Source organism: Pseudovibrio sp. W74 (assembly GCF_001623085.1).
Taxonomy (GTDB): domain Bacteria; phylum Pseudomonadota; class Alphaproteobacteria; order Rhizobiales; family Stappiaceae; genus Pseudovibrio.
In genome coordinates this window covers 41,315-55,672 of record NZ_LMCJ01000013.1, presented here as the reverse complement: position 1 = coordinate 55,672, position 14,358 = coordinate 41,315, and the positions used below count along the sequence as shown (strand labels likewise).

The 14,358-nt window shown below is 51.3% G+C and carries 12 protein-coding genes, 1 tRNA gene and 1 pseudogene; 10 read left to right on the top strand and 4 right to left on the bottom strand.

What is annotated here, in order from left to right:
* A pseudogene (locus PsW74_RS29660) lies at positions 1 to 458 on the bottom strand (phenylalanine--tRNA ligase subunit alpha); the annotation flags it as partial.
* A 618-nt stretch (positions 459 to 1,076) separates the two neighbouring features.
* On the opposite strand from PsW74_RS29660, the gene PsW74_RS09185 reads away from it, so the two are divergent.
* Entirely contained in the window at positions 1,077 to 2,048 is a 972-nt protein-coding gene (locus tag PsW74_RS09185) for a DUF2971 domain-containing protein (protein WP_063286696.1), read from the top strand.
* Between the two features lie 88 nt (positions 2,049 to 2,136).
* Here PsW74_RS09185 and PsW74_RS09180 read toward each other — a convergent pair whose 3' ends face one another.
* Entirely contained in the window at positions 2,137 to 3,261 is a 1,125-nt protein-coding gene (locus PsW74_RS09180; RefSeq protein WP_063286695.1) for an IS481 family transposase, read from the bottom strand.
* Positions 3,262 to 4,283: 1,022 nt separating this feature from the next.
* Here PsW74_RS09180 and PsW74_RS09175 point away from each other — a divergent pair.
* Complete coding sequence (locus PsW74_RS09175) at positions 4,284 to 4,574, top strand: GIY-YIG nuclease family protein (RefSeq protein ID WP_063286694.1); 291 nt, start codon at positions 4,284 to 4,286, stop codon at positions 4,572 to 4,574.
* Positions 4,575 to 5,135: 561 nt separating this feature from the next.
* Positions 5,136 to 5,408 (top strand): hypothetical protein, encoded by a 273-nt coding sequence (locus PsW74_RS09170; protein WP_063286693.1) that lies wholly within the window; start codon positions 5,136 to 5,138, stop codon positions 5,406 to 5,408.
* Between the two features lie 61 nt (positions 5,409 to 5,469).
* On the opposite strand, the gene PsW74_RS28850 is transcribed toward PsW74_RS09170, so the two are convergent.
* Positions 5,470 to 5,838 carry a hypothetical protein gene (locus PsW74_RS28850; protein ID WP_193775909.1) on the bottom strand — a complete coding sequence of 123 codons (369 nt, stop codon included), beginning with the start codon at positions 5,836 to 5,838 and terminating at the stop codon, positions 5,470 to 5,472.
* A gap of 92 nt (positions 5,839 to 5,930) precedes the next feature.
* Between PsW74_RS28850 and PsW74_RS09165 the strand changes: the two genes are divergently transcribed.
* Positions 5,931 to 6,776, top strand: coding sequence for a LysR family transcriptional regulator (locus tag PsW74_RS09165; protein WP_063286692.1), 846 nt, complete (start codon positions 5,931 to 5,933; stop codon positions 6,774 to 6,776).
* A 92-nt stretch (positions 6,777 to 6,868) separates the two neighbouring features.
* Here PsW74_RS09165 and PsW74_RS09160 read toward each other — a convergent pair.
* Positions 6,869 to 6,958: transfer RNA gene (locus PsW74_RS09160), tRNA-Ser, on the bottom strand.
* A 311-nt stretch (positions 6,959 to 7,269) separates the two neighbouring features.
* Here PsW74_RS09160 and PsW74_RS09155 point away from each other — a divergent pair.
* The 6 genes from PsW74_RS09155 to xsc all read left to right on the top strand — a co-directional run.
* Entirely contained in the window at positions 7,270 to 7,587 is a 318-nt protein-coding gene (locus PsW74_RS09155; RefSeq protein WP_208981041.1) for a hypothetical protein, read from the top strand.
* A 26-nt stretch (positions 7,588 to 7,613) separates the two neighbouring features.
* Complete coding sequence (msrA, locus tag PsW74_RS09150; protein WP_057464084.1) at positions 7,614 to 8,288, top strand: peptide-methionine (S)-S-oxide reductase MsrA; 675 nt, start codon at positions 7,614 to 7,616, stop codon at positions 8,286 to 8,288.
* Between the two features lie 208 nt (positions 8,289 to 8,496).
* Positions 8,497 to 8,976, top strand: coding sequence for a MarR family transcriptional regulator (locus PsW74_RS09145; RefSeq protein ID WP_063286691.1), 480 nt, complete (start codon positions 8,497 to 8,499; stop codon positions 8,974 to 8,976).
* A gap of 415 nt (positions 8,977 to 9,391) precedes the next feature.
* The gene (locus PsW74_RS09140; protein WP_063286690.1) at positions 9,392 to 10,864 is read left to right on the top strand and encodes a methyl-accepting chemotaxis protein; all 1,473 of its coding nucleotides are present in this window, start codon (positions 9,392 to 9,394) and stop codon (positions 10,862 to 10,864) included.
* Between the two features lie 243 nt (positions 10,865 to 11,107).
* Entirely contained in the window at positions 11,108 to 12,913 is a 1,806-nt protein-coding gene (gene pabB / locus PsW74_RS09135; RefSeq protein ID WP_063286689.1) for an aminodeoxychorismate synthase component I, read from the top strand.
* A 182-nt stretch (positions 12,914 to 13,095) separates the two neighbouring features.
* A partial coding sequence (gene xsc / locus PsW74_RS09130; RefSeq protein WP_244277852.1) for a sulfoacetaldehyde acetyltransferase occupies positions 13,096 to 14,358 on the top strand: 1,263 nt, incomplete at its 3' end.

Genomic DNA, 14,358 nt, shown 5'->3' with positions numbered 1-14,358 from the left:
GCCGGGTGGCCTTCCGGGAAGTTGAGCGCGGTGAAGTTCAGCTCATCGGTCTCGATGTCCGGGCCTTCAGCAACGGAGAAGCCCATGTCCGCGAAGATGGCGATCAGCTCGTCAGTCACCTGAGAAATCGGGTGAATGCGGCCTTCTTCTGCCGGAGTGGTGCGCAGTGGCTGGCTCACATCAACGGTTTCAGAGGCGAGGCGTGCGTTGAGTGCCTCAACCTTCAACACGTCTTTACGAGCGGTGATAGCCTCACCAACGCGGTTTTTCAGGCCGTTGAGTGCAGGACCCATTTCCTTGCGCTCTTCCGGGCTCATTTTGCCAAGCGTTTTCATTTTTTCAGAAACGCTGCCCTTTTTGCCAAGGGCGGCAACGCGCACGTCTTCCAGTGCGGCTTCGGAGTCAGCACCGGCAATCGCGGTGTTAATCTCGGCTTCGAGTGTTTCGAGGTCGGACATAATCCCTCAAGGGTTTGGATGTGCCAGCAGCTGATTGGGACCTGAGTCCCAGCCGGGCAAATAAAATTCGTGGAGGTCTTTTAGCGAATGCTGGCAGCGCAATAAAGGGGCTGATTGATAATCAGCCTCTTAGATTTCCTCAATACTCCCGTTTTTCAGCGGAAACTGAGGAATTACGATGAAAACACCCGCTGGGGCTGCTCGTGGAATGGCACGCCCTGCCCCGCTGCCTAAACGCTCTTGCCTGAATGAAGACGCACAAACGGGCGAGCACAATGGCTCTGCGGTGCGGTTTCACTTGTGCATTAGGAGCTGTTCAAGCCAAGCGCATAAATCGCCCACACGTCGGACCATCATGGACACGGGCGGTGATTTTTACAGCGATGTGCACGCGCAATGGCATTGGGAATCCCTTGAGGATTGGTGGTGATGTGGTGGAGGGTAACGGAAAAGGCGGAGGATGGGAAGGGGACCATAAGTTACTTTACCAGATACTTAAGCTCCCAACTCAGCTTAACTACATCTATAATTTCACTATATCGAAAATTCAATCTAAGATCACAGAGTAAAACTATACCCTTCAGAACACAGAATGCCAATTCTTTACTGGACTAAGAAATGAAACTAATAAAAGAATTCGGGCAACATCTAGATTTTCTTCAAAGACAACTTATGACCGCTCACCCATTCGCAATAAATAATCACTCAATATACCATTACACAAACTCAGATGGTTTACTTGGTATTATTCAAAACAAAGAGATATGGGCAACAAATGTTAAATTTCTTAATGATTCAAGTGAGCTAACCTATGGCTTAAACATCCTTAAAGTTATTGAGCAAATGGAAATTGAGAACAACACTCTGTTTGCAGAATATAAAAACCGTGAAAATGAATTTCGAACCAGAGGAGGAGCACAAGACCTTTCTGACCACTACATATTTTGCGCGAGCAGATCAAAAGGCAAGCTGAACCAATACAGAAATTACTCCGGTAGAGATGGCGCAGTTTGCATAGGTTTTCGCACCAGCAATTTGATCAATAATATAAAAAAGCACTCTGGCCCTTACGGCATTGCATGTGAGATTGCGTATAATGAACACCATCAAGAAGTCATAATGCAAGACGATGTTGCAGCGAAACTAAGTGCTCTCAGCTGGCTGATCGAAAAATTTGAAAGTTTAGACCTTATACCAGATGAACTCATTAGCTTCTTAATTAACTACTTTATTGGCATCGAAAGGCACTGTTGTCTGCGGTGTAAGCACAGCTCATTTGAAGAAGAAGATGAAGTTAGGATCATTTTCAGCATTCCCAGAGGCGAGAATACTCTTAAATCATATCGGACCTCACCATATGGGATCGCACCATTCTTAAAACTTAAATTTTGGCAGGAAAAAAATCTAGCGCCCTTAGCTAAGCAATTTGAACTTCAAGACTTCATTGATGACAATCCTACGGTTCACTCGATTGACTTAGGCCCCAACGTTCACGCAGACTTGTATGAGGAAGCAATCAGGGACTTAGTCAAAGGCGAACTCTCTAATCCTGTGCAGATCTCATCCAATACTATTCCACTAAGAGTATGAACTTACACATTGCGAAGCACTTAACAAAGCCAGTGGTTATGGATCCCGGGTCTTCGTGTTTGTCCCGGAGAGATGGTTGACGGTCATGTTATGATGTTAAGTCGATTTTTGCGACTGTGTTTGCTGCAAAACATACGTTGAAGATCTCAGGTTTGTCTGAGGGACGTATGGCGAGAGTGTAGCCACGGAAGCATTTGGGGACATACCAGAGCCTTCCTTTAAAGCTGATTTCCGCTCTTGTTCTGGGCACCTTTCGGACCATTGTTCCTTTGGGATAGCTGATATCTGGAAGGTGTTTGGGAAAGATATGCTGTGAGATTGTATAGCGGCTGATAGGTGGCGCTAATCCAAGTGCTTCATGCGGGCGATGGAAATTATAAATCCGCCTCCATTGATCAAAGGCCGATTGCATAGTGCGGTGACTGCGAAATGTTCTGTATGCCAGAACCTCCTCTTTCAGGGTTCGGTTAAACCGCTCATTCTTGCCTTTGGTCTGAGGATGGAAAGGTCTGGCATGGATCAGGCGGACACCAAGATGAGCCAACCAGATCCGCAATGGTGTCCAACGCTGATCGGTAAGAGCAGTCCCCCATGGAGAACCGTTGTCAACCAGAAAGGCTCTCGGCAAGCCGTAGAGCTTAAAGCTCTCTTCTAAAGCCGTTTTAACTGTATTGGTGCATTGGTCTGGGCAAGCCTTAAGGCAGGTCGCAAACCGGGAGTGGTCGTCGACAACCGTGAGAGGATGGCAACGAGTGTTATCTTCCAGCCTGATCCAACCTTTAAAATCCATTTGCCAGAGTTGATTAGGAAGAGGAGCTTCAAATCGCTGCCAATCCGGGGACCTTGGGGTTGATTTCGGTTCAATACGGTCATGGCGCTGTAAAATGGCGTGCACCGTGGAGCTTGCTGGAACTGTAATGCCTTTATGCTGCAGGTAAGCGCGGATCTTTCGAGCACCCCAAGCCGGGTAAGTATCACGTACTGATAAAATCCTCTGCTCCACCTCCTGTGGTGAACGTCCAGGAGATGTTCTGGGCCGGCGGGAGAGATCATTCAAGCCTTCTCCCGCACGCCACCGCCTCAACCATTTATAGCCTGTTTGTGGGCTGATACCGAACCGGCGACACAAGGCACGCCGATTAACATTGTCCTGATCTGCAAGTCGGACAAACTCTTCTCGAAGTTTCATTGTTGAACACTCTTGCCAAGGCATCCCGGTCCCTCCCTGAATGCCATGTTAATGTGTCAACCATCTCTCCGAACACCTGTAACCTATGTCTCCGGTATGTACATCTTCGCCCGGGATGACACCGAGGGGACGTGGGGGTTTAAAGGGTGCGGCTCTGAGTGGAGGCATTGGTGCGAGGGCGTTGTGGTATGAGATAGGGCTGGTTCCCAGTGAAAATGATGAGCAGAGTAGTCGCCTTTGGTGTCATCCCGGCCATTGAGTCGGGATCTATAACCACTTGCGGTGCTGAGTTATGCAGGGAGGGAGACACGGCCTCCTCGAATTACTCCTCCCTGTGCCAATGCAAGCTTCATTTGATGACTGAAGGTGTTTGTTGAGGTGAAAGCTGACGAAGATTGTGCTCTGTTGCTGCCTCTTGGTGTGCCCCATTGATACCGGGGGTATGGGTCCCGGGTCTTCGCCCGGGATGACACCGGGAGGGGATGTGGGGCTTCAGGGTTGCGGGCTCCGAAAGGAGGCGTGGGGTGTGAGGGCACTGTGGTTTGAGTGGGGCTGGCTTTGCAGTAGTACTGATGCGCAGAGCGGTTGCCTCTGGTGTCATCCCGGCCATTGAGCCGGGATCTATAACCACTTACAGTGCTGATTTATGCAGGGAGGGAGACACGGCCTCCTCGAATTGCTCCTCCCTGCGCCAATGCAAGCTTCATTTGATGACTTAAGGCGTATGTTGAGGTGAAAGCTGACGAAGATTGTGCACTGTTGCTGCCTCTTGGTGTGCCCCATTGATACCGGGGGTATGGGTCCCGGGTCTTCGCCCGGGATGACACCGGGAGGGGATGTGGGGCTTCAGGGTTGTGGGCTCTGAGGGGAAGCATGGGGTGTGAGGGCGTTGCGGCTTGAGGTGGGACTGGTTTTGCAGTGGAGCTGATGAGCAGAGTGGTCACCTCTGGTGTCATCCCGGCCAAGGAGCCGGGATCTATACTCCCTGTAATCATTGGTGAGTTTGTGCAGTGGCGGCGGGGGACTGCTGGCTGCATACTTGGTGCATGTCTTATTACATGTACATTCTTGCGAGCCGGAAGCATGGGACGCTTTATGCCGGCGTGACTAATAATCTGCCTGAACGTGTGCATCAGCATAAGACGAAGATGAATCCCGGTTTTACGGCCAAGTATGATGTTTCCAAGCTTGTCTATTATGAGGTTTATGAGGAACCGCATGAGGCTATTCGCAGAGAGAAGCAGGTGAAGCGCTGGAAGCGGGACTGGAAAATTCAGGCCATTGAGGAGATGAACCCTCATTGGGAGGATTTGTCACTCTCTTTGCATTTTGGGTAGAGGCTGGTGGGTATGGGTCCCGGGTCTTCGCCCGGGAAGACACCGTGAGGGCTGCTTTGCCTTTTATCGCGAGCGCTGTGGTTGGGGAGCTTTCGGGTGTTTGTGGTGAGGGCTTTGTTGATTGGCGAGTGTGACGTTAGTGGTGAGGTGGATTGGGTCCCGGGTCTTCGCTACGCTTCGCCCGGGATGACGCCGTGGGGAACGGCACCTTCAAACCGTTGAGGGAAGTCCCTCTCTGACCGTTGCAGAAATGCATGAGTGGGGGAGGTTTTGGGTTTGGGCGTTGACAGGTTGTGGGGTTGTGTTTCACACTCATATGTGAGGCCTAGAAACCTCACGTCAGCGGTACCCGCTCCCGTAGTCTAGCGGTTTTTTTGTGCCTATCTTATAGTGCGCAGACCCTTTGCTATGAGCGGGAGGGCGGTGAATACAACACCTCCTTCGGGAGGAAATAAGCTCGCCTGTCTGACTCAGGTTTCTAGCCTCCCGCTCGCCAGCGAGCCCTAGGAAGCTTTTTTGGCGTTGCGGATCTTCAACACCCTAGTCAGTAAGGGGATTGGAATGGACGATTCTGCATGCGCGGACAGCGCTACAAATACTATCGATAATGAGTTAGATGAAGTTCTCATCGCTGTTTCTGATCTTGAAAATCTTGCTTATTTTCAGCAGCTTGTGCTGAGTGAGCGGATGAACCAGAGCAGTGAGCGGGATGCTTTGTTCACTTTGCATTATGCCTTGCGAGACCGCATAGAAGCGTTGAGAAAGACCTGTGGGGCTCTACAGCAGGTCGTCGACCCACAACCGATCAGTACAACATTGATGCTTCTTGAGTAACGGGTTGGGCGCGGGGCGCTGAGCCCCCTGCCCTGTTCGGCTGCGTTGGCGCCTCTTCTCGTCATTCTACTCGATGTTTGAGGTGTGCCTTTTCACTGTGCCGGTGCAAAGTGGCGTTTCGCCGTGGGCGGAGCCTCACCACCCTTTGTCTGCCGCCCTCTCGCTTGTTGTTTGCCCGCGACCGGCATTCGCAAGCGCTTGCACCCTGCTGGTCTGCGGTGAGTAACGCGCTCCGCAGGCCAGAGCTTTGTGCTGGTGTTATGGCGTAAAAACGCAGAACAGCGTGAAGACGACCGCCATGATGGAGGCCAACGCGATGTAATAGGGCCCGTGCGCAGGCGCTGGCGTAGTTGGTGTAATAGTCTTCCAACTGCCGCAGCGTTGGGTTTGGTGGGTGTCTGTCTGGTTCACGAAGTGGGAAAATCAACATTCTGGCTTCTTTTCTTTGAGGAGAACTAAGCCTATCTTTCCCTGTGTTCTTTCTGCCGGATAGCGGCCAAATTTCAAAAGCAGTTTTCAAAAATGAAGGTTCGATTGCTGGATAATCTCAATGCATTCCTCGTGCTTGCGGCTTGCGGTACGCTGAGTGAAGCTGCGCAGAGGCTGGCGTGTAGTCCTGCCACGCTCAGCCGCCGTATGCAGCAGCTGGAAGAAGATGTGGGGCTGAAGCTGTTTGATCGGGTGCAGGCCGGGTATGTGCTGACCGAGGACGGGCGGGATGTGCTGGAGCAGCTGGAGCCGTTTCAGTGTGCCTATGCCGGGTTTGAGCAGTGGCTGAGCGCGAAGTCTCGCAGGCCGCAGGTTCGGGTTTCTGCCGGAAGCTGGACCATGAAGTTTCTCAGCATGCATATTGGCGCGCTGTGCAAGCCGGAGGACGGGTTTGAGGTGGTGTTCATTACCAGCGAGGACCGGCTGAACATCAAAAAGCGCGAGATCGATATTGGGCTTCGCAGCTCAGCGCCTGCGGAGATCGGGCTGGCGAGCAAGCGCCTGCCACCCGTGGAGTTCGCGCCCTATGTGGCAGTTGGAGCTGACGCGGCGGTGGAACAGCAGTGGCTCGGCATCGCGCCGGAATACGCCACGACAAAATCCTCACGCTGGCTGCTGGAGCAGCATGGCAGTGAGATGGTGATGCAAGTGAGCTCTCAACACACCCTGCTGGACATGCTGTGCGCAGGCGCTGGCACTTCCATTCTGCCAAGCTTTCTGGGGGATACATCGCCTCAGTTACGGCGATGCGGGCCGGTGATTGAGGACCTGACGAAGTTCCAATGGGTAACAATGCATGATGACCGGAGGCACTTGCCCGAGGTGCGGATGATGACTGACCGGATCGTGCAGGTGATTGAACAACATCGCGGGCGCTAGTTGAGCACGCAAAAGGTATGGATGTAAGGAAGATAGTCGCAGAAAAGTGGTGCTGGTTGGCGTTGGTATATTCTGCTTTTCAGGGGAAGTTATGGCGGAGAGACAGGGATTCGAACCCTGGAGACGGTTCCCCGCCTACACACTTTCCAGGCGTGCGCCTTCGACCACTCGGCCACCTCTCCGCATTCCACTCACCGGGGTATGCCCGGCGGCGTGAGAGGGGGTATATGCAAAACTATTGGGGGGCGCAAGAGGTCTTTTCGATTTTTTTGCCATGTATCCCCACTCTGTGGAACCAGAATGAAAACAAAGGCATTTTTCTGCCTGTCTACGGGTAGCTAATCACAATCCATTACGCAGTTTTGACTGGAATTTAAGAGCGTCTGGCATGCTTGTTCTGATAGGTTGCACCTTAGATTGCATGAGGTACTGTGGATACACGCAGGCTCATTGCGAGTTTAAAAGATAGCTGACAGAAAAAGGAAGCAGACACGTGGTTGGATTTTTTCTGCGTTTTATAGGTGTGTGGTTTGTCGCCATAGCGCTGGTCTCATTTGTCGTGGATGCCACTAAGAGCATTGCGACCTCCAGCTGGACCTCTTCACCACTGGGACTGATCTGGTTTGATCTGTCACCAGAAACGCTCAATGCATCCCAGGCGGCCATCCAGCGGTACGTGAGCCCTCTTCTCTGGGATCCGATTATTCAAAGCCTTTTGCTCATGCCGCCGTGGGTTATATTCGGACCTCTCGGACTAATTATGCTATGGTATGGCGACAAGCGGCGTCGCATCAGCACAACCCTGCTGTGATGCAGAGTTCTTACAGGTAAGTGAATATGTCGTTTCTCAGAATGCTCTCAAACAAGTTTAAAATGCCGGATACAGGTACAGCGCTGCCAGGCCGGGATACACCAATCATGACTCCTGGAAAGCACTTCGTGAATGGTCATGATCTGAATGGGCCATATCCTGAAGGGATGAAAGAGCTCTATGTGGGCATGGGGTGTTACTGGGGTGCTGAACGCGCCTTCTGGGAACTGCCGGGTGTGTATGTAACAGCTGTTGGCTTTGCAGGTGGTGCAACAAAGAATCCGACCTACCACGAAACGTGTACTGGTCAGACCGGTCACACCGAAATTGTAAAAGTGGTCTACAATCCAGAAGAAATTTCTCTGGAACAACTTTTGAAGGTATTTTGGGAGCGTCACGACCCAACGCAAGGAATGCGGCAGGGCAACGATGTGGGGACACAGTATAGATCTGCGCTTTATTTGATGAGTGAGGCAGATATTGAGACGGCTAAAGAAACAGCCAAGTCTTATCAGGATGCCCTTAAGGAAATCGGCAAAAACGCAGGGATTACCACGGAAATCGGTCCTCTCGACGTATTCTATTACGCTGAAGAATATCACCAACAATATTTGGCAAAGAATCCAGATGGATACTGTGGCCTTTCGGGCACAGGTGCGACCTGCCCATTGCCGGTTTCGCCCCAATCCCCTAAGCAATAGGTGATCAAAAATAATTTATGGATAATTGCAACCTGCTAATAATCAGGGACCAAATCGGCGGTTTTTATTGATTTTGCAGGTTGCATGGTTTCGAAATACTTATTATTTTCAATTTTATTAAACTTGCATTTGTTAAATTGCAGTTTTAGGATTAACTCTAATGACGCTAAGTCAGAATCGTCAGGACAGTATTTTAGAGATTTAATTTATGATGAGAACCAATCATATTGCAGACCAACTTTCCGCGGTAAGTACAGCACTTGAAGATGCGAGTGTTGATGCTTACGGAGATCTTTCAACAAGTGCCGTCGCGGCTCTTCTTATTATGCGACGCTCTCCGGCCATCTCCATCGGTACAGTTGCGAAAGAAGTTCGTTTAAGCCATTCCGCCACCGTGCGCCTGATTGACCGTCTTGAGAAAGACTGGTTGGTCCGACGTCTTCGCCGCAGAGGCCGGGAAGTTATGGTAGAACTCACCGTTCGCGGTAAGCGTAAAGCCGTTGAAGTGGCTGAAGCGCGCCGAAAAGCAGCTCATGCGCTGCTCGGTGACATCGATGAGAGCCAATTGGACAACCTCTCCTCTCTCCTCAAGTTCATCCTGAATGACGTGGAAAGCTCTGCTTGCACACGCTTTTGCTATGATGATCCAATGGAAGATGAACAGGTTGAAGAGAACGAACCAGCCTAAGGCTTAATTTTACTGGTTTAGTTTTTTTATTGATTTCAGTTTATTTTCCAAGCAAGAGCATCGGAGCGAACGCTTCGGTGTTCTTTGCTTTTTACACTTCCCCTCCGCTCCATTAAGCTTCTCTTAAGCATAAATCTTATACAAATTACAACTAAGATTTGAATGGAGTAATTTACGCAATTCAATTTTGTGGACGATCTCTTTTTGAGGCGATTGCTGTGCGACTTCGTCCTTTCGTGCGTGTTACTTCCTTCATTCAACCAAGTGGTTACGGCTGCAATTGTGTTGTCAGGCTGCTTGAGTTTGTGCGCATTCCTCTTTGTTATCAGAGAGTTATAAATCCAGAATGCGTTTAATAATTGGGTGGATGTATTTGGGTGTGTCATGCACCAATACAATTAAGGGAAGACCTGAAATGAGTGCTGCAGTCGGATTTGAAGAAGAGGTAGGCCAATCTGACACGGGTTCAACCAGTTGGCCGATTGCCTTGGGTTGGGTTCTTGCTCTCCTGAGCTTTGGGATGAGCTGGGCTGGTGATACCGGCACAATGAGCATTCTTTCGGGATCCGCTTTCCTTCTTGCTGCTATTCCAACCGCATTGTGGCTGAAAGACAAGGAATCCGGTGCAGCTGACCTGGCTTCCGGCATTTGCCTCGCCATTTTGGCCGCGGTTGCAAGCATTGCTGCTGCTCTTGGTGGATATGCAGAAGGCTGGCAAGTGGACTTCAACATCCTGTTCTTTGCCCCGCTGGTTGTTTTGGGTTCTTCTCGCAATGGCGGCGCGCTTGGCAGTTTCCTTGCAATTTCCGCAATTTATCTTCTTGGTAGCCTGTTCGTTTTGCCTGACTTCCTCGTGAGTGATCAGAGCACCATGTCTGGCAACCTCATCATTCTGGTTCTTCTTGCTGGCGTGACGATGGCCTTCCTAAGCGGTCAGGACGATGCTGAAACTTCTAACGCGGCAGACAACGCTGCTTCCCCTCAAGCTGCAGTGGTTGCAGCTGAAGTTGCAGAGAACGAACAAAAGATTGCAGAACAATCCGAACGCATCACATTCTTTGAAAAGCACATTTCCGGTCTGCGTGACGTGGTGGATGGGCAGCTGAAGAGCCTTTCACAAAACACGCATAGCATTGTATCTGCTTCCAAAGGCCTGGAGAACGCGACGCATAAATGTTCTGGTCATACCACTGAAGTTGTTTCTTCCTCTGATTCAGCATCTGGCAATGTTCAGACCGTTTCTGCTGCTTCCGAAGAGCTTTCTTCTTCCATTTCCGAGATCGCACGCCAGATTGCGCAGGCCAACGACATGGTTGAAGCTGCAACTCGCGGTGCGCAGGAGACCAACGACACCATTGGCAGCCTTGCAGAAGCTGCAAGTCGCATTGGCGAAGTTGTAACACTCATTCAGGCGATTGCTGAACAAACCAATCTGCTGGCCCTAAACGCCACCATTGAAGCTGCCCGGGCAGGTGAAGCAGGCAAAGGCTTTGCAGTTGTAGCCGCAGAAGTGAAAGAGCTGGCCAACCAGACCTCCAAAGCGACTGAAGAGATCGCATCTCAGGTTTCCGCAATTCAGGGCAGAACCCGGGAAGCTGTGGACGCAATTGGCTCCATCACTTTGACCATGGATGACGTGAACGCCCACACTGGTGCAATTGCAGAGGCAATAACCCAGCAGGGTGATGCGACCAATGAGATTTCAGCTAATATTGCAGCTGCAGCTGATGGTACCATGGCAGTTTCCCAGAGCATTGCCAGCTTGAGTGAAGCCATGAACGAGGCAACAGGCTCCGTCTTCGAAGTGACTGAGAAAGCCAATAAGGTTGATGGTGATCTCAATGAAGTTCACGATACGCTGGAGCGCTTCTTCCACGACGTTGCTTAATCTGCGCTACAAATTCTGATGAAACGGGGCACCTTGGTGGCCCGTTTTGCGTTTGAGCGACGCTTCTGCTCTTCTGAAACGGCTGCCTTAAGGTGAATTTTCGGAAATTTGGGCTGAAATTGATCACAATTTACGCAAAATTACTCAAGAAACGGACTTGGAGACAATTTTATGATTGCCTTGGTCTGACGGGCTGGTATTGAGCATTCTTAATAAGGGTAACCCAAATAAGAATGGACAGGTATGGCGCAGTTTGCGTTTGGAACAGTACTTTTTGTCGACAGGCTTAGCCATGAGCCTGCGCGTCTCTTCCAAGCTCCAAAGCGCGTGCTGACCTGCCAAACTCTCTCTGAGGTCCCTCAGTTTCTTCAGCAACTGGAACAAGAGCGCAAAGCAGGCCACCATCTGGCTGGCTTCTTTTCCTACGAATTTGGCTTTGCGTTTGAAGAGAAGCTGAAGCAGCGTTTTAAGAGCACAGGCAATGTGCCTCTTGCCTGGTTCGGCGTCTACGATGCACCTCAGCTTTTGACCCGAGATGAAGAAGCCCGATGGCTGGTTGAGGCTGCAGGCAATGAAGCCGCCCCTTCCATTCACATCAACCGGTTTGACATGAGTAAAGGTGACTATGAGAGCGCTTTTGCCAAAACGCAGCAGCATCTGGCGCAAGGTGACATTTACCAGATCAACCTGACCATGCGTGCAGAGCTTGAGCAGACTGGAAGCGCAGCTGCCTTGTTTGACAATCTGCTGTTCCAGCAACCGGTTGGGTATGCTGCCCTTTTGCATCTGGGTGATCAGAAAGTTCTCTCGATTTCTCCGGAACTGTTTTTGGAGCGCAAGGGCAAGCAACTAACGACACGCCCGATGAAGGGCACAGCTCAGCGTGGGCGCACGAGCGAAGAAGATGCGCGTGTTCGGGACTGGCTGCAGAGTGATGTAAAATCGCGCGCCGAGAACACCATGATCCTTGATCTGATGCGCAATGACCTCTCTCGCATCACCAAAGCAGGCAGTGTTTGTGTTCCGTCTCACTGTGAGGTTGAGCAATACCGTAGCCTGTTCCAGATGACCTCTACCACCACTGGTGAGCTGGTGGATGGAGCTGAACTGCCCGAGATTATTGAAGAGCTGTTTCCGTGTGGTTCCATCACCGGAGCGCCGAAGCTTTGGGCTATGGAGATCATTGATGAGCTGGAAAAGAGCCCGCGCGGGATCTACACCGGCTCCATTGGAATGATTGAGCCCAATGGCGATTTCACGTTCAATGTGGCGATCCGCACTCTGGTGATTGACGAGGATGGCGCTGCTGAAATGGGGACAGGCTCGGGTGTTGTATTCGATTCCGGTGCCTCGCCAGAATATGATGAATGCCTGCTGAAACTGAACTTCCTGAAGGCCTCAGAAGAGCGTTTCACCCTGTTTGAAACTATGGGCTGGACGCCTGACGAAGGCTACACGTTGCTGGAACGTCATTTGCAACGGATGGCCGACAGCGCATCTTACTTCGGTTTCAACTGGAATCTGGATCAGGCGTTGAGCGTGCTTTCAGACCATGCAGCGATGTTTGATCGCGATATGCGGGTTCGGCTTGACCTTTATGAAGACGGACAGTTCATGCTGACGGCACAGGAAATGCCGGCAGCAAGCGGTTATGACTGGCGGATCTGCCTTGCAGACGAGCGCGTGCATTCACAGGACCGGTTCCTGTTCCACAAAACCAGCCAGCGCAGCTTTTACGATCAAACCCGCGCAGAGTATGCTGCTAACTATGGATGTTCCGAGGTCATTTTCCTCAATGAAGCTGGATATCTGACAGAAGGCAGCTTCACCAATCTGTTTATCCGCAAGGACGGCAAGTTGCTTACCCCTGCTCTTACGCATGGGTTATTGCCGGGAGTTTTCCGCGCTGGTTTGCTGGAACATGGATATGCAGAGGAAGCGGATCTGACTGTGCATGATTTGCGCTCAGCAAACGCTGTCTATGTTGGTAACTCCCTGCGAGGATTGATGAATGCCAGCCTCGTTTCCGTTAGCGTTGATGTAAGCTAGCGCTTCTCTGCTTGACATGGGCGGTGGCATTCCGTTGCATCTTCAATACCTTCTACACAACTGACCAATGCTATAGCGGAATCTGGCCCTAAACCCCTCCGCTGGCTCAGGCTAGGTTTGACTGCATATCAGAATGTGCAGATCACAGCCGTGCCTGTGACGTGATGGGGAGGACTTGTGCCATGAAAATGACGACCGAAGAGGCCTTTGTAAAAGTGCTTCAGATGCACGGAATTGATAACGCCTTTGGCATTATTGGTTCTGCCATGATGCCAGTTTCGGATCTCTTTCCTGCCGCAGGTGTCAAGTTTTGGGATTGCGCCCACGAGTGTAACGCAGGCATGAGCGCGGATGGATACTCCCGCGCAACCGGTAAGATGAGCATGGCGATTGCTCAGAACGGTCCAGGCATTACCAATTTTGTAACACCGATCAAGACAGCCTACTGGAACCATACACCCCTGCTGCTTGTTACCCCGCAGGCAGCCAACAAGACCATCGGGCAAGGTGGCTTTCAGGAAATAGAGCAAATGGCTCTGTTTGAGGATATGGTTTGCTATCAGGAAGAGGTTCGTGATCCTTCCCGTATTGCGGAAGTGCTGAACCGTGTGATTGAGAAAGCCTGGCGTGGGTGCGCTCCAGCTCAGATCAACATACCGCGTGATTTCTGGACACAGGTGATCGACATCGAGCTGCCGCAGATCGTGCGCATGGAAAAGCCGCGTGGTGGTGTGCAGTCCATCAAGAAGGCTGCTGAGCTGCTGTCTGATGCAAAGTTCCCTGTCATTTTGAACGGCGCAGGTGTTGTGCTGAGTGGCGCTATTCAGGCGTCTGCTGCTTTGGCGGAGAAGCTGAGTGCACCGGTCTGTTGTGGCTATCAGCACAATGATGCATTCCCCGGCAATCACCCGCTTTCTGTCGGTCCGCTTGGCTATAATGGCTCAAAAGCAGGCATGGAGATGATATCCAAGGCGGACGTGGTGCTGGCTCTTGGGACGCGGCTCAATCCGTTCTCTACTCTGCCTTGCTACGACATGGATTACTGGCCGAAGGACGCCAAGGTCATTCAGGTGGACATCAACTCTGACCGGATCGGGCTGACCAAGAAGGTAAGTGTCGGCATTCAAGGAGATGCTCGTGCTGTGGCAGAGCAGATCCTTGAAGAACTGGCGGATCACGCAGGTAATGAAGGACGTGAAGACCGGGAAGCATTGGTGCACCACGCGAAGTCTGCCTGGTTGCAGGAGCTTTCCTCCATGGACCACGAGGATGATGATCCGGGCACAAGCTGGAACGAGCGCGCCCGTACACGTGAGCCTCAGAAAATGTCTCCACGCATGGCATGGCGGGCTATTCAGGCAGCACTGCCGAAAGAGGCGATCATCTCCTCTGACATTGGCAACAACTGCGCCATTGGCAATGCTTATCCGAGTTTTGATGAGGGG